The organism is Siminovitchia terrae (assembly GCF_003605405.2).
GTDB lineage: Bacteria > Bacillota > Bacilli > Bacillales > Bacillaceae_C > Siminovitchia > Siminovitchia terrae.
On the sequence record NZ_QYTW02000006.1, the window covers coordinates 382 to 19,824 of the forward strand.

Sequence of the window (19,443 nt, forward strand, 5' to 3'; positions counted from 1 at the left end):
AACCTATCACTATCATGTGAAAAATTTAGGCAAAGAAGACCCGGATACAGAATTAAAAGGACTCCTTACACACCTATTTAAAAAGTTTCATGGACGCTATGGTTATAAACGTATTACGAACGAATTAAAGAAATTAGGACATTATATCAATCATAAAAAAGTGTATCGTATTATGCGAGAACTAGGACTAAAATGTGTAAAATTCATGCGGAAATCTCGGAAATATAACTCATATAAGGGGAACGTTGGAAAGGTCGCAAAAAATCGATTATCACGTCGTTTCAGCACTCCTATCCCTCTTCAAAAACTAGTAACGGACATTACAGAATTCAAATGTCTTGGTGAAGAGAAGTTGTATTTAAATCCATTAATTGACCTTTATAATGGAGAGATTGTTGCGTATGGAATCAAGAGACGACCAACGTTAGACCTTGTCATGGAACCTTTAAAAGAAACTGTAGAAATAATAAAGAATCAAGCAACCTATCGAGCCACCGTCCATTCCGATCAAGGCTGGCATTATCAGCACAACAAATGGGTAAAGATGTTAAAAGAAAATAAAATCTTCCAAAGCATGTCACGTAAAGCAACTTGCGCAGACAACGCTTCGATGGAGAATTTCTTTGGGATTTTAAAGCAAGAAATGTATTATGGGGAAGAACTAGTAAGCTATGAAGAATTAAAAAGACGGATTGATGAATATATCTATTGGTACAATCATGAACGGTCAAAAGAAAAATTGGCTGGATTGAGTCCATTCGNTCCATTCGAATACCGAACTCAATCCAGCCCACCAGCTGCATAATAAAAACTCTAACTTTTAGGGGTAACCACCAAATCAAAGTTTTTTACATTGATTTCATGCGGTTTATTTATTTTTATATGGTTTTGTCTCATCCCCGAGCTTGGAAGAATAGATGTTTTGTCTCTACAAGCTGAACAGATGATCCTACTCTTTTTTGATCAAACCACTCTATTTTCTGGTTCTTTCCCTGATAGTGCAGCCACCATGTTTGTAGCTGCCTTCATCGCCATCGCATCAGTGGTTTTTCTGCTAGCTGACCCAATATGCGGAGTTGTCACTACATTTGGCATCTTTAAAAGCGGATTATCCTTGTTTACTGGCTCTTGCTCAAACACATCCAGAGCAGCCGCATGAATTTCTTTATTTTCAAGCGCAGCAATGAGAGCCTGTTCGTCAATTGTCTGGCCGCGCGATACATTAATAAAAATAGCTGACTTTTTCATGAGCTTGAATTCTTTTTCACCGATCATTCTTTCAGTTTCAGGAGTTAGCGGTGTCATCAATAACACAAAATCCGACTGTTTTAAAAGCGACTCCAGATCGCTGTATTTGACTCCAAGCTCCTCTTCTGTGTCGGACTTGCGATTCCGGTTATAGTAAAGAACATCCATATTAAACCCTAGTCTCGCTCTTCTGGCAATCGCCTCACCAATTCTGCCCATGCCGATAATGCCCAGCGTTGCACCATAGACATCCACTCCAACGAAGCGATCATCGCCCGAGGTCGGCTCCCATTTTCCCGCTTTTACAAGTTGGTCCATTTCCACTATCCGTCTCGCCGAAGCTAGCATCAAACCAAAAGCAAGATCTGCTACCGTTTCATCCAATACACCTGGTGTATTGGTCCCAATCACATTCCGACTTTTCATCGCTTCTAGATCAAAGTTATTGTATCCGACAGATAAATTGCTGACTACTTTCAAATTAGGTGCATGATTTAGCAAGTTCTCCGTAATTCTTCTTCCAGATGTGATCAAACCATCTACATCTGCAATTTCCTTTAAAAGGTCCTCCCTTTTGATTGGCACCTTCTGATCCCATATCTTAAAATCGCAATATTGCGCTAAATAATCTTTTATTTCCTGTGAAATTGGCTGGGATACAAACACTTTCGGTTTCACTGAGATTCCCCCTCTGTTCCTTTATATAGAGAATATTATAACAGAAAAACCTCTGAGAAACGCTTACACGCCTTTTTGTGCCGTCTTGTTCCGCCCCTTTATCAGCCCAATCAATAATGTCGTGACAGGAAGCAAGATTGCAAATATGGAGCCATAAAAAGGCCAAACATCGAAAATAACATTCCAATAGCCAATATTCGGCATGATCGTTATAGAAAGAGGCAATAGCAGTAAACATAATGGTAAGGTAAGCAGGCGATAATCTTTCAAATTGAATATTTCTCCAAGACCAATCGCAATTAACAAAATAACCAAGCATATTTTAATATAGATCGATATAAACCAAATTCCCCCAATAACGACTTCAATCCTTTGAATGACATCGCCAAAATTGATTTCAGTTCCTAGTATATACGGGGCATAGAGTTTGCTTGATGAATACTCAACACCAAGGACAGCCAATGAATATAAAGTCGCGACAGCCACCATCATCCCCCCCAAGAAAACGCCTCCGACAAAAGGCTTAGCTGACTTTTGCTGGGGATAAACAAGTGCCAGAAGTATAGTAAAGATGAAAACTTCAAAAAAAGGAAAGCCTACATTCGGAACCATACCACCAACAATAGGTTTCCAACCATTCTCTCCGATCGGAAGTAAGTGAGCGAAATCCATTTTAGTAGGTAACAAAATAATAGTAATCAGATACAGACCGATAGAAAAAGGAAATAAGATTTCGGCTGTCCTCGCAATGACTTCCAATCCATGCTTGACCGAATAGGCGATCACTATTAAAAATACAAAATGAATAATTAATTGTGGTGTTTCAGGCATCACTTCAATGACCATAAGATCTCCCAAATCTCTTAATGCCATAATAGCTATCAAATAAAAGAAACCAACAATTGTAAACAAGCCCACTATTTTGCCTGCCCATGTCCCAAATGTGGATTCGAGTATTTGGATCAAAGTTAAACCGGGATAAAGCCTATGGATAGATATGTATAGAAAGGAAAGGAGCAATCCTGCCGCCACCGCAAGAAATGAAGAGATCCAGGCGTCGTGCTTAGCCATTACAATGACCGTATGCGGGATATAAATAATCGCGCTTCCAACTGTATAGAGACAGGAGCAAACAAACAATTGTTTTCCGCTTATTCGTTCTGGAACCATAAACTCACCCTTCCACTTCTAAAAACTGATAAAAACGCTTAATGATTGACAAATTGTCCAATATCCATTGAAAAGGAAATCCGATTTCAATACCCAATAATTTTAGCAAGCAGATAGCAATAAATATCCCTAGAATAGAACAATAAATCCCTTTTTCCAGCTTACTCCCGTTTTTTAGCGCCTTATAATCAATGAAAAGAAGCAAAATAGCCAGAACGAATGGAAAGAAATAGTCCACTATTCATCCATCCCCCGTATTTTCTCCTTGAGCGGATTCTTGATTGTCCCAGCATGCTCTAGGTCTACAGTAACGCGGATATTCACTGGCAATTCTCTAAAGATTTCATCCCAGTCTTCTTCTATCTTCTTCCAAGCATTAGGCTTTTTCCGATAAAACTCCTGTCCGAACCCCAAAATATCAATACCTACGTTTTGTTGAATACTTTTTGTATAGGTAGTAAAAAAGCGTTGTAAATATTTTTCAATCTGCCTTTCCATTTTTAAAAAATCATCACTGGTTGTAATGTCTTGACCACAGTCCAACTCGGAAATCTCACCTTTAAAAGCGACCTCTACATTCATCGTAGGTTTATTTTTTGAAAAATCCGGTGCCAGCTTCGCCTTCACATTACGCGATTCCATCACACCATGTCCCCCATTTGAACATGGGAAGGTTGTTACAGAGTTTTTAACATTATTTGTAATCGTATTGAACGTTCGTGCTTCCTCATCCTCTAGCCAATCCTTCAACTGGTCATGATAAAAGACCGCCAGTTTTCCGCTTGGCAGTGGCGGCTGTGGCGTTTTCATATTTGTTTCCGACTGTCCTCCGCTTGGCTTGCCAGGCAAAATACTTGGGACAACGGGATGGATGCCTTTAAGGGGGATTTTTGAAATCAATTCTCTTAATGTTGTAGCCTTTGAAGGATCCCAGATTTTACTTGAAAGCTCCAATTGCTCAAATATTTCCAGTGTCGGGGCCACCAAAAAAGGAGTAATCATAGATAAAATTTCCTTTGCTGTATGGTCTTTGGCAATGACTACATAGAAGTCACTTCGCAATTCTGGATCCCTGTTAAAAAAATCCAATATATCGGTTAGTCCTTCTTTCGCAACTTCCTCACTAACAATAAGTGTATATAGATGCCCTCCGTACAATCTTCTTGGAGAGACTATAGAAATTTTCCTAATCGCATTTAGTACGCTCTTGTCCCTTCCTTCATATATAACAACCGGCGAACCTGTTCCAGCCGTTTTCTTACTAGCAACTTGCTCAGGGTTTATGACCTGTGCCGTAACACTGTACTCCCCATCTATTTTATCTATGCCAAAACCATATGTGAATGCCAGCTCATCCAATTCTCGGCTGCCCCAGCAGCCGGTAAGCATGAATAATGAAGCAATCATAACAAGCTGCACTATTTTTTTCGACCGCATCACGGAACCTCCTTATTGACGAGTTTGTTTCCGTAAGATTTCACCCTTTGAACTGAATGTAGTACGCGGCATCCTGACAAAGGTATCTTTCTGATCCTTGAGGTTAAACGGAGCCATCGGTGCCATATAAGGAACGCCGAAAGAGCGCAAGCTGCAAAGATGTACAATGATCGAAAATAGGCCAAGCATGATGCCGAAAAATCCGAAGCTAGCAGCGCAAATCATAATAAAGAAACGAAGCATACGAACAGAGTTTCCGAGATTATAGCTAGGCATCACAAAGCTGGCAATCGCTGTAATAGAAACGACGATCACCATTGCCGCAGAAACGAAGTCCGCCTCTACGGCCGCCTGCCCAATGACAATTGCCCCAACAACCGAAACAGCCTGGCCTACGGATTTGGGCATGCGAATACCAGCCTCTCTAAGAATTTCGAATGTAAGTTCCATAAATAGCGCCTCTACAAAAGCTGGAAAGGGCACCCCTTCCCTTTGTGCCGCCAAACCGGTCAATAATTTAGGAGGGATCATTTCTTGGTGAAATGTTGTCAAAGCGATGTAGATGGATGGAACCAATAAAGTAATTAGCAATGAAGCATGGCGCATTATACGAAGGAAGCTTGCCTCCACAGCCCGTGAGGAATAATCCTCAGGGGTTTGAAAAAATTGCATAAATACTACAGGCACCATTAAAGCAAATGGAGTCCCATCAACTAATATGGCCACTCTGCCTTCGAGCAGCGCAGCAGCGACAACGTCGGGCCGTTCCGAGTTCGCTACTGTTGGAAAAGGCGTGAACGCCTGATCCTGGATCAACTCCTCAATATTGTTGCTTTCTAAAACACCATCAATATGAATGTCATTGATTCTTTTTTTAACCTCGTTTATAATGCTCTCTTCAGCAATTCCCTCAATAAAAGCGATACTTACATTTGTTTGAGTAATTTCTCCGACCCTAGACGTTTCAATCCGAAATTGATGACTTTGGATTCTCTTCCTTAACAAGGCCTTATTTTTGCTTAATGATTCAGTAAAACCCTCTCTTGGACCCCTAACCACTGTTTGGGATGTCGGTTCTTCCACCGAACGGCTCTCCCAATCACTCACAGATATAGCCAGTGCAGATGTTTCATCCCCTAAAAACAATATAGCTTTTCCGGACAACAGTTCATCAAAAGCTTTAACCAAGTTATCAACAACAACAATATCCCCGGTTGTCAGCACTCGCTCCTTGATGCTGGTCATCACTCCTTTTCCGGGATATTCCTGTTTATACTCTACTTCGCTTAAAGGCTTGGTAATTTGTTGAGAAATCCAGTCTTGATTCGTAATATCTTTCATGAATACGAGCATTGCTTTACGGTCATCCATATTTTGAATGATGAAATTCCTATATATGACGTCATTTTGATGACCGAAATGATCATCAAAAGCGGTTTTCACCTCTTCCAGTGAAGGACTAATAGAGGAATCATCAGTATGAAAATCTTGCTCCTTATGTATGACGAACTTGGCCTTTCCCTTTTTATAGAATCTCATAATCAAAGCCCCCGGTAATAAAACGCTCTTTGTATTATGTTCATTTGATTACATCTTATTCACCGCGAACGTGCAAGCTACCAAGAAGAAAAGAACAGTTCGAACAATTGCTAATAAATTGTTCGAACTGTTCTATTTACATTTTGCATTTCTTCTTCATCCAACTCTATTACATAAATTAATCATTTTTTTCCTGCAAGTCCGTAGTACCAAATGTATAATCAACGACTGTCGTATAATCAATGGCGTTGTTTTCCTTTGCCATATAATAATGCAAACGTGCATCAGCCATCACAACAAGATTGCCGTCGTCATCATAGCCACCGATTGGACCATGGGATACAGCAAGCATTGTACAACCTTCTGGTGTAGTGAATGGCTCATGGACATTCCCAGCAGCTTCACATGTATAGTAGTTTTTATATCCCTTATCATCCCCCTCTTCCTCATAATAGAAACCGCCTTCCAGGATAAAAGCTTCCGTATTATGAAGATGCCAGTGAACAGCGGCTTTGATTCCAGGATCAACTTTTAAAAGCAACGTAAAGTTGCCTGATACGAGATCACACATGAAAAGCTTAAAGTAAGTACCCGGCATGAGCCAATCCGTCCAAGGAATCCAATCCGGATTGATAAAATCCCTGCGTTCTCCTTTAGGACTGTTACCTGGGCTTTTCATCCAAAAATCTGGTGTGAATCTTTTAATTTGGTTTGTCATATCGTTTCCTCCTTTTTACTAAATCCACATTTATCATAAAATATTAACCTTACTCTCACCTTACAGAATTGAGGGAACAGAATTAATATGATATTATATTTGAAAATTCAAAATAATGAGGTGGGGATATTGGACCAAATTTCCGCTAAGCTTTACCCGGATGAACACTTGATTCCAAGAAAACGATTGTTCTCGCTGCTTTTATCACGCCCTTCCAAGCAGATTGTTATGCTTACAGCTGGTGCCGGCTATGGAAAGACGTCCTTGCTTAAATCTTTTTTTCATCAGTATCCTGACCTCTTATGCAATTGGATCACTCTTACGGAACCCGTGTCTACCCTTGATCAGCTGATGAATTTGCTGCCTTCCCATCCAGATAAGAAACCTGCTTGGTTCGTCATTGATCAGACTGAACTAATTCAACTAGATTTAAATGAAACTATAAAGCTGGTCTCTTGGATTGAGAAACTTCCCCATACGATGACACTTGTATTATCCGGCAGGAAAAATCCAGAAGGCTTTCCTGCCAGCCGATGGAAAGTACAAGGCACCGGGATAATAATCAATAAAGAAATGCTTGCTTTTACTCGGATGGAGGCCGAGGAGATGTTAAAGGAATCTCTTCATACCAAAATACCAAATAATTTTACTCATTATATTTTTGCTTCATTTGATGGATGGCCCGCTGGCCTGGCATTATTCTGTAATGAAGCCCTTCACGTGGACTCCTACTATCATTTTAAATGTTACGTAGATTCGTTTTATAAAAATAAGGATCTCGTCCAGTATCTGTCTACTGAAATTGTCAGTAAACTCCCGGAACATCTTTTAGCTTTCATGTTAAACACTTCCCTCTTTTACAAACTGGATAAAGAGCTGTTACAAGAATATTTAAGAGACACACCCGTTTCCGACTATTTAAATGACGTTGCACATATACAAATGTTTTTTTCGGAGAATGATGGCCAATTGAGGATTCCTAGGCTTTTTAGAAAATTTTTTTATGACTTGGCGCAAAAAAAGCTGGGTGCAAAGAAAATTGGGGCCTTCCACCGTGAAATAGCACTTTTTTATAGAAAGAAATTTAGATATATCGAAGCTTTATCTCATGCCTTGGCTGCTAACGAGGATCAACTGGTAATAGAGTTTATCGAGGATATGGCGGAACGCTATGAGCCGAAAGAATTTCTTTTAATATTGGATGGATGGCTGGAACAATTTTCTCCAGCACTTCATTTATACAGGTTAAGCTTATTTTTATTCAGATGTTTGCCAGTAAGCTTGACCGCTTCGCTTTTAGAGCATTTGGAGGACATTGCCTTCTATTATAAAGATAAAGATTTATTTGCTTATACAGATGTATGCCATAGATTGGCGACTATAAATTTTTACCAAGGGGATTTAAATAAAGCAATACATTATTATAAGACAAGTCTTGAAATAGCAGTTAGTACCGATAACGAGCCGATGCTTGCACTTAACACAACCCTGCTCGCCCAAATGTACCGCTTTATCAGAGAAAACGATACATCCTTAAGGCTGTCACGCCAGGCCCTTGCAATCGCTGAAACGCGAGGCTTCAAACAAGTTCAGATGCATGCGCTCTGGAATATGGCTGAACTTCTGCTTGATAAAGGCAATCTAGAAACGGCCAAAAGGCTGACTGAACAATCATTGGAAGTATCAAGAGAATACGATGAGGCATCAATCATATATCCCATGTGTACGATGAGTCGATATTTCAGAAAACGCGGGGACGTAAAGAAGGCGCTCGATTGGGCTGGCCAGGCCCTTAAGAATGCCCGTCTTTTTAATATTGCCGGAGATATGGGGTGGGCTAAAGCCGAGATAGCCGTGTGCTTAAGAGCGGCGGGGCAATTAAAGGAAGCTCAACGGATGTTAGAAAAGTCCAAGCAATGTTTTAACGGATTTCAATATATGTCCTGTCTTGTCCAAAAGAGACTGATCACTATTTTGTGCGACCAGCAAAAGTATGATGATGCACAACATCTCGACAATAAATTAAGAGATATTATCCGGAAGTCAGGATATACATGGATAAAAGGATATGAAATTTTAGAAATTAGAAGGTGTTCATCATTAAAGATTCAACTTTTAGGTCCCCTATCAATTTTTATCAATGGAGAAAAGACTCATATTAAACGAAAATCAAGTCTAAGATTATTACTGCTTCTTGCCTCCAGCGGCCAAAGAAGATGGTCCTCGGATGAACTGATTGGACTATTATTTCCTGATGAAACTGAAGAGGCTGCAGCAAACCAACTATACGTAGCCCTCTCGGTTTTAAGAAAATTTTTAGAACCTGATTTAGTTAAAGGCCGAAGTTCAACATTCATCCCCTACGATGGATCTCATTATTATTTCGGGTTTGATAAAGCGGATATAGATCTTGAAAGGCTTCAATACCTATTAAATAAACCATACAGCCCTCAAGTTTTTTCGGAAACCCTCTCTATTTATAAAGGGGATCTGCTAAAAGAATACTTATATGAAGAATGGCTTATAGATAAACGAGAAGATACTCGAAGCCAATATCTCTCAACACTTTTAAAGTGGCTTGCAGAGTGTGAAAGAAGTAATGACCCACGGGATGCCGCTAGAATTCTGGAAACTATGATTAAGCTGGATTCGTATGAAGAAAAATACTATCTGAGGTATATTAAATTATTAAAAGACATCGGCGAAGTGCGAAAAGCAAGAAGGGTAGCCGATAAAGCCATTGAAATTTTGAAAAATGAAGTGGGGATTGATATCAGCCATAAAGTTGATAAACTCCTAAACAATGTTTATGTAGTAAGGCCACAGTAAGACTCTCAATCTATAATGCAGGTGTTAACGTATTATAGGAAGGAGAGGTACGAATGAAGAAGTTGGATGGGCAAACAGCGATTGTAACAGGTGCAGCAAGAGGGATTGGTAAAGCTATTTGTGAAAAGTTAAGTGGTGAGGGAGCCTTTGTGTGGGTAACAGATATCCAGAAAGACGAGGGTGAAAAAACTGTTCAAGAAATTCATGAATCCGGTGGTAAAGCCGATTTTCTCCAATTGGATGTTCGGGATGCAGACCAAGTTATTTCCACAGTGGACCTTATTTATAAAAGCTCCGGGCGAATTGATATTCTAGTTAATAACGCAGGCATATCCGGAAATCCCGCCCCGGTGGATTTGATGAGTAATGAAGAGTGGAAGGATTTGCTCGATATCCATGTCAATGGATCATTTTATTGTTTAAAAGCCGCAGCAAAGTATATGAAAATGCAAAACTATGGGCGAATCATCAATATGTCATCGTTAGCTTCTGAAACATCCCTGCAAGGATTTGCCCACTACGCCGCTGCTAAATACGCCATCCTGGGTCTTACGGAGACAAGTGCAAAGGATCTCGCTTCTTATAATATTACTGTTAATGCTTTAAAACCTGGAATTATTCGCTCGACATTGACAGACAGCATTTTAGCAGTGGCTGAAGAACGGATTTCAGCCTCAACGCCTCTTGGAAAAATAGGCTCCCCGGAAGATGTTGCGAATGCTGCCTGTTTTCTCGCTTCACCTGACAGCCGCTTTCTTACAGGAATATCGATTATCGTCGATGGTGGGTTCAGATTGGTAAACGAGATGGATAAAGTAATGAACGAAATGATACCCTCTTCAATCTAAATATATACTGGGAAATCACTCACACACGAACCGCACCCCAATTATCAGACACAAATCTAATAGTTGAGGTGCAGTTTTTATGGCTCTATAGACGACCTTAGGACCTAAGTGTACTACCTCTGTTGATTTAGTGAGCCATAGAACCGGCTAGGTACAGACCAGAAATCACCGAAAAAGCATTAAAATTTTTTCGCAAAATTAAAAGAGCCAAAAGTCTGGCTCTCCCATAAAATTACGAACACTTATTTTCTTTCAAATCAACTTTTTCAGTCAGTGGCTGCCGGACTGGACGGGTTGTAAAAATGACACCGCATATAACGACAAACGCCCCTACCATCTGTATCACTGAAATGGATTCCCCAAGTAAAAGATAAGCGCCAGCCATCGTGGCGATGGGAAGAAAATTCAAAAATACAGAAGCTCTGGACGGGCCAAGTAGCTCCACTCCCCGATTATATAATACCAATGCAATAACTGAAGGAAAGACCCCCAAATATAATAGTCCCACGATATTTAGCCCGTTTAACGACGGAACTCCAATAAAATACCATTCTATTAATACCGCAGGGAACAAGACGATCACCGAGATTCCCGTCATCACCAATACGGCTCCATATTGGGGAAAGAGATGCATATATTGTTTAACGAAAATAGAGTAGACTGCCCACATTAAAATAGCGCCTACCATAATGCCGTCACCCAGATTCCAACCGCTGCCCGCCAATTGTAGAACCTTCCCATCCATGATGACCCAAACAGCTCCAGCCAAGGATAGAAATATACCTGCCCATTGGATGCCGCCAAGCCTTTCTTTTAATAAAAATGCACTCAGCAAAACTGTTGCCACTGGAATGACCGCTTCTAGAACTGAAACTTTGGCAGTCGTCGTAAATTGCAGGGCTCCATATAAAAACACATTGAAAAAGCAAATACCTGTAAAAGTCATAACTAAAAAAGGCTTTTTATATTCTAAAAAAATGGAACGCTGAGTCCAAGCACTACGAAATCCGATCGGCAGCAAAAGCAAGAATGCAATTAATAGCCGGAAGAATGACATCGTCAACGGCGGCAGTTCATTTATAGCCTTACCGACAAGAATATTTCCTGCATAAAAAATTACTACGAAAATCATTATTATGTATGCATACATAATGAAGCTCTCCTTTTAGACCGTCTCCCTCCTTACTTTATCATAGAAAAAAAGAGCCTCCTAATGAAGAAGCCCTTAGTTTTGCTGTTGATGCCCCGCCATACTCTCAAAGCTTTGGGACAGAAGTGCTCTGGCGATTCCGATAAAATATTCAGATTCACGTATGATATGAACAATGACTACCCTCGCTGTTTGGTTTTTACTGACAACCTGGCTTTCATCTTTAATCTGTCTGCACAGCTCGATAAAGCGTTCACTCTCCTCAAGGCAAAAGGAGATAAGCTGCATTACTTGCTGATAAAGATAGTAAGGAAGATAGTGATTGGATCGAATCACGGTTTCAATGAAACTAACCACCTGTTGGTGAGTCTTTGACAAGGCTTTTTCCCACTCATGTAAGGCATCAACATATTCTTTTTCCAGTCCAGTGACCAATTCCCTAATGACAACTGTATGTTCCTCTTCTTGATGTTTCCAGAACTCGGCCTCATCCAAAATACGCAATGGCATTTGATGACCGTAATAAAATTGCATGCCCACCCTCCCCATTTTCAATCTATTCCAATATATGGGGAGGGGGACATGTTTATTCTAAAGAGATTTCAGAACTGTTGCTGAACATCAAATGCGCCTTGGCGTATTTGCTCCCAGATTTATCGAGCTCCGCTCGATAAATCTCCTCTGAAAATCTGTGGCATCCGCCGGTGGCTTTAACTTTATTCAGCCGGGGTTTAAACCCCCACTGAATGGAATCATTCATCTCACAACTTACTGAAGTGGGAGACTTCTGCTGAATGAAGTTAATATGAAGACTGCTTATGATCATCTAAATATTGATGAACATTTCGGCTTGTTACAATAGCATTTTCAATGGCGCCGTCAATGAAACCACCCCACCCGTTTGCATAAGTTGTTCCAGCCAAAAACACACCTTGCTCCGGACGTTTCATTTCTTCAATATAGTTCGTGAATTGATGAGGTTTTAACATCGGCCACGTTTCCTGCGCCAGCTCATCCGCAGCCCAATCATGGCCAGTACTTTCAATGACTTCCAAATCAGTACGCCAATGCCGCAACGCTTCTTCCACTAATTTCGAATCGTTTGGATTAAAATGGCTGGCATCAGAACCAAATCCGACAATAATACTGTCTTCTTCCACATAATTATCTAAATGGACGGAGTTCAATGGATATCCTGTTGGGGCATACGAAACAAAAGGATCTATCCTTCCTTTAACGCGTGCCCATACTTTAACACCTTTCGCCACCTGTTTTTCTTTTATAAAGGCCTGCTTGGTAGATGACAATGCCGGTTGAAATTCAATTTTATCCAATGTTGACATAGGCACTGTAACGATCGCCGCCTTTGCCTTGAAAGTTTCTCCATCACGGGTTCTTACGTGAACGAAGTCTCCTTTGCTTTGAACGGACTCCACAACAGAATTCAATTCTATTTCTGCCTGGACATCAGCAGCTATTGCATCAATCAACGACTTTGTCCCTGTTTTGATTTTATACCTTGCCACCGTATCGGCAAAAACATAGCGGCTGCCGCCGGAAAAAGCCCACCAGCGGAACATCTGCGTGATAGCGCCTTCTTTTGGATCCCCATTAAAGTCAATGGCCAGCAAACTGTTTAAAAAATCCTTCTGTTCTTCAGTTAATGAAAAGCCTTCCAAGAAATCATAAACTGATTTCTCGTCCATCTCTGCAAAAGAAGAATTTTGTAGTGGATTAAACGGTTGAGGAAGATATTCATAGGCTTTATTAAGTAACTGTTCAAAGCTGTTCTTTACAATTGAATTCAGTTCTGCAGGAGTGCCTCTATGTAATTGTCCGCCTGTGATCCAATAAGCCTCCTTTGCCCTTGGAGCCTCACAAATTTCCAGACCGTAACGAGTCATTTCCGCCCACGTATGCGGATGATACCAATGGACATAGGTACCGCCCAATTCAAGGTCAGAACCCAGCCTGTGATCCGTCCATGTCCGTCCGCCCAGCCTGTCCCTGCCCTCAAGCAACAAAACATTGCGTCCCAGCATACTAAGCTCCCGTGCAGCTGTCAATCCTGCAAAACCTCCGCCTATAACGATAACATCATACAATTGATTTTGTTCATTCATCCATAAAACCCCCCATGCCGATAAAGAAAGCCTTTTTAAATCTTGTAGCCTGAACATCTACTTGTAGAAAAATGTCAAGCATTATCATTAGTTTAATATATAATTCAAATTTTGTAAGTATTAAAAACCAAGCCCTCCTATGGGCTTGGCTCTCAATAGTGTCTGCGTACTAACTGGAGTCTTTCATTTTTACATCTTTATAGGGAAATTGAAACAGCTCTTCAAAGTGCTCCATTATCAAATGCGCCTTGGCGTATTTGCGCCCAGATTTTATCGAACTCCGCTCGATAAATTTCCTCTGAAAATCTGTGGCATCCGCCGGAAGCTTTAACTTTATTCAGCCGGGATTTGAATCCATTCATCTCACCACTTACAGAAGTGGGAGACTTCTGCTGAATGAAGTTAAATGACGATGCCCATAGCCAAGGATACCCACTCTAGTTCTCCTCATTTCTTCTGCAAGACTTCGGCAGGATTTTCTTCCAAACCTCTAATAACAAGCTCTTTTTATCCCCTCCCCAATGCACGACAACAATGGGTGAAAAACGTCTGCTTCATCATTCCATTAGCAGGTTGAATTTTATTTAATTTTTGCTCCGGTCCCGGAAGATGCATAAATATTTACCTTCCCAAAATGAGCAGTTTGAATAGTGTAAACGTCTTTTTGGGGCTCACCAATAATTTCATATTCCAGTCCACCGAACTTTTTCGGATTCAAGAACCCGATTTCATTTCCTTTCACTGGCCTTTTGTTTGTTGGGTATACCCGCCATGAGGAAGAAGTTTTAGGCAGAATCAATTTCTGTAATACTCTGGTCTTGCTTTGATGATAGGATTGCAAATAATGGATCGGCGGCAAAGTAGATTGCTCGTGATTAGCGCTCCAACCGTAACTTGGAGTTGTCTTTTTTCGGATTTCATAATGTAAATGGGAACCCGTCACCCTCCCTGTCGCTCCCTGATAACCGATAATCTGGTCCTTGTTTATAAATGTGCCTTTTATTGCTTTTGTTCTGGCGAGATGGGCATAGAGATGAGCACAGCCATTCCTGTCTTTGACCACTACCACATTTCCGTACCCTCCTAATCCAGTGCCTGACCGTCCCATACCTGCAAACAGAACGGTTCCATCAGTAAAAGCAAAAATAGGTTCACGATCTGCCTTCACAAGATCAATCCCTGAATGAAATTCCCTTCCTCCCCGGATTGGATCTAACCTCCATCCATACGAGGAAGATATTCGATAGCCTTTAAAAACCATTTTTTTCAACTCCTTTCTTTATGATAGAACTTGCTTATTTACCTTATATATTTTTATTTTGTTAAAAGTTACCCTTTCAAAATTTTGTGAGTGGTAGTTTCGAGACTTTGTGTTAAAATAATAGAAGGTTTACCTACTTCTCATTTTCAGCATTTGTCAATGGGAGCTTCCTATTACAAAATGTATGGAAATAATTTTTTACATAAAGGAGTTTTGATCATGGCAGAAACATTTCAGGTAAAAAACCCGGCTACTGGTGAAATCATCCAGGAAGTTAAAGTCGATACAGCCGAGGAAGTAAATAAAAAGCTCGAAAAAGGCCACGAAGCTTTTAAAAAGTGGTCTCAAGTAAATGCTCACAAAAGATCTGAATTGCTTTTTAAATGGGCAGATAAAATCAAGGAAAATAAAGAAAGTATTGCGGAAGTCATGACGAAAGAGAACGGAAAACCTCTTCGTGAATCTTTGGGTGAAGTGGACTACGCAGTAAGCTATGTTCTTTGGTATGCAGAAGAAGCAAAACGTATTTATGGACGTACAGTCCCTGCTTCAGCCGAATCAAAAAGAATCATGGTTACTAGACAGCCAATTGGTCTTGTTGCGGCGATTACTCCATGGAACTTCCCTGCGGCAATGATGACAAGAAAAGCGGCTCCTGCGCTTGCAGCCGGCTGTACTTTTATTGTAAAGCCTGCAGTTGAAACACCACTTACAACAATCCGCCTAATCGAACTTGCACACGAAGCAGGTATTCCTGAAGACGCAGTTCAAGTCGTTAACGGAAGCGGACGCATGATGGGTGAACTTTTCACAAGCAGCAAGCACGTTAGAAAAATCACTTTCACTGGATCTACTCCAGTAGGAAAAGCTCTAATCAGAGACTCTGCGAACAATGTACAGCACGTAACAATGGAACTTGGCGGACACGCTCCATTGATCATTGCAGAAGATGCAGACCTAGATTTAGCCGTTGAGCAAACAATGTTGACTAAATTCAGAAATGCTGGCCAAACTTGCGTATGTGCGAACCGCCTGCTTGTTCATGAAAGCATCGCTGACCAATTCGCTGAGAAATTTGCTGAGAAAGCAAAACAGCTTAAAGTTGGAAACGGCTTGGATGCAGACACTGATGTAGGTCCAGTCATCAACAAAAAAGGATACGAAAAAATTGCTTTCCAAATCAACGATGCGGTTGAAAAAGGCGCAGAGGTATTAGCTGGAAACCAATTTAATGTGGACGAAGAAAAGGGATCCTATTTCGTATACCCGACTGTCCTTAAAAATGTGACACACGACATGGACATCATGCAGGAAGAGACATTTGGCCCTGTAGCTCCAATCGTTCCATTCAAAACATTGGAAGAAGCAGTAGAGATTGCAAACAACACTCCATACGGACTGGCAGCTTACTTCTTCACAAACGACTACAAAACTGGGACCTACCTTCATGAAAACCTCAACTTCGGTATCATTGGCTGGAATGATGGTGCACCATCTGCAGCTCACGTACCATTCGGCGGCATGAAGGAGAGCGGACTCGGACGCGAAGGCGGCATTGAAGGTATCGAGCCATATTTGGAAACAAAATATGTTTCCATTGGCGGACTATAAGAAAAAGCGGAAATGGAAGAATCGCTTTTATTCACAGAAGAAAGGGTGTCTGGAAAATCAGTGAAAACTGATTTTCTATGACACCCTCTTCTTTTTCGCTATTATTGCTCTTCACAATATCAGGTACTGGCTCAGGAAGTATCTGTGCTATCCCTGTTGCACTTCCGCTTAGAAGACTCTCTGAAAAGGCCCCACTGTCCAACTTAACGGGGATACTGTCCGAAAAAGTGGAATACTAGCCAGTTTGACCAAGATACTAGCTGAAAAAAAGATATACTAGCCAGTTTGACCGAGATACTAGCCGAAAATAAGATATACTATCCACGTAAAAAAAATACTGTCCAATCAAGAGGATGCTATCCAAAAAAGCGTAATACTTTCTTTTATCTTTGAGGTTAGTCCGCTATTAGTGACTGTTTTTTGCGGAAATCATATAAGATGGGTATTTATTCCTGCTATTAGTAACCATTTTTAATGGAAGTCGAGGAGGATGGACATCTTTTCTCCACTAATTGTCCCGTTTTAACTGGGAACCACATAAGATGAGCATCTATCTTCAATCAAATGCGCCTTGGCGTATTTGCGCCCAGATTTTATCGAGCTCTGCTCGATAAATTTCCTCTGAAAATCTGTGGCATCCGCCGAGGCTTTAACTTTATTCAGCCGGGGTTTGAACCCCCACTGAATGGAATACCAATATGCTTTCATCTCACCACTTATTGAAGTGGGAGACTTCTGCTGAATGAAGTTAATCATGCACATTTTTAATGGAAACAGCAAAGGACGGGCACTAAGCCCGTCCCAACACTTATGCTTTTACCCAACTTCCTTCTACTGTCACGCCAGCATCTGCCAAAAGGTTTAAAACCGGGCATCTTCTTTCCACTTCGTTCTTTAATGCTTCTATTCTTTCTTCACTTTCTTCTGTGTGGATGACAACATTAAATTGTACAGATTGGAAATGAGGAGAAACTCCTTCTACTCCTTGAAGACCACGCAAATCCAATGTTCCTTCGTTCTTAAATTCAACACCTGAATAAGAAAAGTTCAATTCCTTAGAAATAAATGCAATCATAACGGAAGCGCAACTTGAAAGGCTAGCTAAAACCAGTTCAACCGGATTCGGCCCTTCATCTGTTCCCCCAAGTGTTTTCGGTTCATCAACGATGATTGGTTCAAAATCCCTAACCTTGATAGAAGTTTGTAATCCCTGTTGCCATTTTCCGCTTGTTTCTACCTTCATTAATTGAGCTGTTGCCATCTTTAATCCACTCCATCCTTTTTATTGAGCCCCTGATAAATATTTACTTAAATTCGCTGTAGCGAGTACCTTTTTGATCAACCAACTCCAACAATTGCAATTCTTCTTCTGTGATTGGAGAGAACTCTTCAAACTCCTCATGCTTTTCAACCACAAACCCTGTGTTTTCCGTAATCTCCTCAACTGAGCTGTTTGGAAACACAGAATAAAGGCGTAGACGTTGATCTTCTTCAGAACGTTTAAAAATCCCAAGCGGAGTTATGACATATTCTGTATTTCCCGCTGCCGTGATTACATCCAGCTTTTCTACAAAACTTCGCTTGTCATGGTTCGTTTTCCACAAAATTCCTCTTTTTACGGTAGGAAGCAACGCAGCACTTCCAGCACCGCCCGGCAACCGGACCTTCGGTTTATCAAAAGGACCAATCGCACTTAAATTCAAACGGCCGTAACCGTCAATTTGTGCTCCACTCAAAAAAGCAACATCAAGCGTACCACGTGCAGATAAATCGAAAATGTCGGATAGAGGGAAGTCTGAAACAGATCCTTCCCTTAAAACTGGATCTGCGCTGGAATAACTGGAAAAAGAACTTGGTTCCGCATCAACGCCGCCTGGTATACTTAAATAGACCGCCTTTTTTGCATGAAGCTTTTTCGCCAATTGAACAGCTACAGCTGGCATAGGAGAAGCAACTCCATGAAAAACCCGTTCTCCATCCTGAACGAGGCGAGCCATTGAGACAGTGATATAATCAGCTGCTTGTAAGTTAGACATGAATCTCAGCCTCCTTTAATTTTTCCAAATAGCTGTTCGGATCCTTCAAGTAGTCAATTACTGCTTCTTTATCAATGGAATAGGATGGTGCACAACTACCCGGTGCAGCCCCTTGTTCAGCCAGCACAACACTTTCTACAAGGAATCCCGGCACTTGTGGCCTGACAGTCCAGCTGTCCGAAGAAATGATTTTTTCAGCAGTAACGATCACCTTTTCCGCTGCTCTTACCATAATCAAATCTTCAAATACTGCCCCCTCAATGTAGGCATTTCCCTGTTCATCAGCAATGTTGACATGGATCACACTGTAATCCGGCCGAAGTGCAGGAACAACGGCAGTCTTTTTCCCTGTAAAAGGGCAATCAACATATTTAATCTGTCCGGTCAATTCAGGCAGTTCACTCCCCTGAAACCCGTTAATAGGCTGGAAAGGTACGCCGTAAATACTGGCACGCAATCCGGCAATAACACTCGCACATGCATGTTCATGAGCGACAATTTCTTGGTTCTGAACGCCTTTCCTATAGCTTTGAGCCAGACCAAACATTTCAAAACCAATATAACCACCATAAACAGACTTAAGGGATTTTTCTGTTGCCAGTAGGTCAACATCCAATGCACCAGCTGTTTTAATAACAGATAAATTTTTCTTTCCTTGACGAATCAGTTCTGTTACAAAAGCTACAGGTGAACGATGAAGCGCATTTCCGCCAAGTGCGAGCAACGCTCCGTCTGAAACGACGGAAGCTGCTTCTGACAAACTTATTTGTTTTGACATGAGCTATTCCTCCTTCT

The 19,443-nt window shown here is 41.0% G+C and carries 19 protein-coding genes and 1 pseudogene; 4 read left to right on the forward strand and 16 right to left on the reverse strand.

Translation table 11 applies throughout. The annotated features are described in order from the left end of the window. Positions 1–805, forward strand: a pseudogene (locus tag D5F11_RS28035) (IS3 family transposase); the annotation flags it as partial. A gap of 158 nt (positions 806–963) precedes the next feature. Here D5F11_RS28035 and D5F11_RS08095 read toward each other — a convergent pair. The 6 genes from D5F11_RS08095 to D5F11_RS08120 all read right to left on the reverse strand — a co-directional run bounded on the left by D5F11_RS08095 (position 964) and on the right by D5F11_RS08120 (position 6,790). Beyond that, the gene (locus D5F11_RS08095; RefSeq protein ID WP_120118915.1) at positions 964–1,926 is read right to left on the reverse strand and encodes a 2-hydroxyacid dehydrogenase; all 963 of its coding nucleotides are present in this window, start codon (positions 1,924–1,926) and stop codon (positions 964–966) included. Between the two features lie 63 nt (positions 1,927–1,989). Further along, complete coding sequence (locus D5F11_RS08100) at positions 1,990–3,096, reverse strand: GerAB/ArcD/ProY family transporter (RefSeq protein ID WP_120118914.1); 1,107 nt, start codon at positions 3,094–3,096, stop codon at positions 1,990–1,992. Positions 3,097–3,100: 4 nt separating this feature from the next. Then, positions 3,101–3,334 carry a hypothetical protein gene (locus D5F11_RS08105; protein ID WP_120118913.1) on the reverse strand — a complete coding sequence of 78 codons (234 nt, stop codon included), beginning with the start codon at positions 3,332–3,334 and terminating at the stop codon, positions 3,101–3,103. Then, a complete protein-coding gene (locus tag D5F11_RS08110) occupies positions 3,334–4,533 on the reverse strand; it encodes a Ger(x)C family spore germination protein (protein ID WP_120118912.1) in 1,200 nt (399 codons plus the stop codon). The genes D5F11_RS08105 and D5F11_RS08110 overlap by 1 nt, the downstream gene beginning before the upstream one ends. Positions 4,534–4,545: 12 nt before the next feature. Further along, positions 4,546–6,072 carry a spore germination protein gene (locus D5F11_RS08115; protein ID WP_120118911.1) on the reverse strand — a complete coding sequence of 509 codons (1,527 nt, stop codon included), beginning with the start codon at positions 6,070–6,072 and terminating at the stop codon, positions 4,546–4,548. A gap of 178 nt (positions 6,073–6,250) precedes the next feature. Continuing rightward, positions 6,251–6,790, reverse strand: coding sequence for a 2,4'-dihydroxyacetophenone dioxygenase family protein (locus D5F11_RS08120; RefSeq protein ID WP_120118910.1), 540 nt, complete (start codon positions 6,788–6,790; stop codon positions 6,251–6,253). Positions 6,791–6,877: 87 nt separating this feature from the next. Between D5F11_RS08120 and D5F11_RS08125 the strand changes: the two genes are divergently transcribed. Continuing rightward, positions 6,878–9,619 carry an AfsR/SARP family transcriptional regulator gene (locus D5F11_RS08125; RefSeq protein ID WP_120118909.1) on the forward strand — a complete coding sequence of 914 codons (2,742 nt, stop codon included), beginning with the start codon at positions 6,878–6,880 and terminating at the stop codon, positions 9,617–9,619. 53 nt (positions 9,620–9,672) lie between these two features. Further along, on the forward strand, positions 9,673–10,467 hold the full coding sequence (locus D5F11_RS08130) for an SDR family NAD(P)-dependent oxidoreductase (protein ID WP_120118908.1): 795 nt from the start codon (positions 9,673–9,675) through the stop codon (positions 10,465–10,467). Between the two features lie 232 nt (positions 10,468–10,699). On the opposite strand, the gene D5F11_RS08135 is transcribed toward D5F11_RS08130, so the two are convergent. From D5F11_RS08135 to D5F11_RS08150, 6 genes are all read right to left on the reverse strand, one after another. Beyond that, on the reverse strand, positions 10,700–11,617 hold the full coding sequence (locus tag D5F11_RS08135) for a DMT family transporter (protein WP_120118907.1): 918 nt from the start codon (positions 11,615–11,617) through the stop codon (positions 10,700–10,702). 75 nt (positions 11,618–11,692) lie between these two features. Next, a complete protein-coding gene (locus D5F11_RS08140) occupies positions 11,693–12,151 on the reverse strand; it encodes a DUF2935 domain-containing protein (RefSeq protein ID WP_120118906.1) in 459 nt (152 codons plus the stop codon). A gap of 52 nt (positions 12,152–12,203) precedes the next feature. Beyond that, positions 12,204–12,377 carry a hypothetical protein gene (locus D5F11_RS26170; protein WP_185830575.1) on the reverse strand — a complete coding sequence of 58 codons (174 nt, stop codon included), beginning with the start codon at positions 12,375–12,377 and terminating at the stop codon, positions 12,204–12,206. 40 nt (positions 12,378–12,417) lie between these two features. Then, the gene (locus tag D5F11_RS08145; protein WP_120118905.1) at positions 12,418–13,740 is read right to left on the reverse strand and encodes a flavin monoamine oxidase family protein; all 1,323 of its coding nucleotides are present in this window, start codon (positions 13,738–13,740) and stop codon (positions 12,418–12,420) included. A gap of 221 nt (positions 13,741–13,961) precedes the next feature. After that, positions 13,962–14,102 (reverse strand): hypothetical protein, encoded by a 141-nt coding sequence (locus D5F11_RS26175; protein ID WP_185830576.1) that lies wholly within the window; start codon positions 14,100–14,102, stop codon positions 13,962–13,964. A 218-nt stretch (positions 14,103–14,320) separates the two neighbouring features. After that, positions 14,321–15,001 carry a M23 family metallopeptidase gene (locus D5F11_RS08150; RefSeq protein ID WP_120118904.1) on the reverse strand — a complete coding sequence of 227 codons (681 nt, stop codon included), beginning with the start codon at positions 14,999–15,001 and terminating at the stop codon, positions 14,321–14,323. A 219-nt stretch (positions 15,002–15,220) separates the two neighbouring features. Here D5F11_RS08150 and D5F11_RS08155 point away from each other — a divergent pair, with 219 nt between their 5' ends. Beyond that, positions 15,221–16,612, forward strand: a complete 1,392-nt coding sequence (locus tag D5F11_RS08155; protein ID WP_120118920.1) for an NAD-dependent succinate-semialdehyde dehydrogenase — start codon at positions 15,221–15,223, stop codon at positions 16,610–16,612. A gap of 522 nt (positions 16,613–17,134) precedes the next feature. Here D5F11_RS08155 and D5F11_RS08160 read toward each other — a convergent pair. From D5F11_RS08160 to D5F11_RS08175, 4 genes are all read right to left on the reverse strand, one after another. Further along, positions 17,135–17,320, reverse strand: a complete 186-nt coding sequence (locus D5F11_RS08160) for a hypothetical protein (protein WP_126646525.1) — start codon at positions 17,318–17,320, stop codon at positions 17,135–17,137. Positions 17,321–17,420: 100 nt separating this feature from the next. After that, a complete protein-coding gene (locus D5F11_RS08165; protein ID WP_120118903.1) occupies positions 17,421–17,873 on the reverse strand; it encodes an OsmC family protein in 453 nt (150 codons plus the stop codon). A gap of 43 nt (positions 17,874–17,916) precedes the next feature. Continuing rightward, the gene (locus tag D5F11_RS08170) at positions 17,917–18,648 is read right to left on the reverse strand and encodes a CoA-transferase subunit beta (protein WP_120118902.1); all 732 of its coding nucleotides are present in this window, start codon (positions 18,646–18,648) and stop codon (positions 17,917–17,919) included. Further along, complete coding sequence (locus tag D5F11_RS08175; protein WP_120118901.1) at positions 18,641–19,426, reverse strand: CoA transferase subunit A; 786 nt, start codon at positions 19,424–19,426, stop codon at positions 18,641–18,643. Before D5F11_RS08175 ends, D5F11_RS08170 begins: the two co-directional genes overlap by 8 nt. Positions 19,427–19,443: the final 17 nt, after the last annotated feature.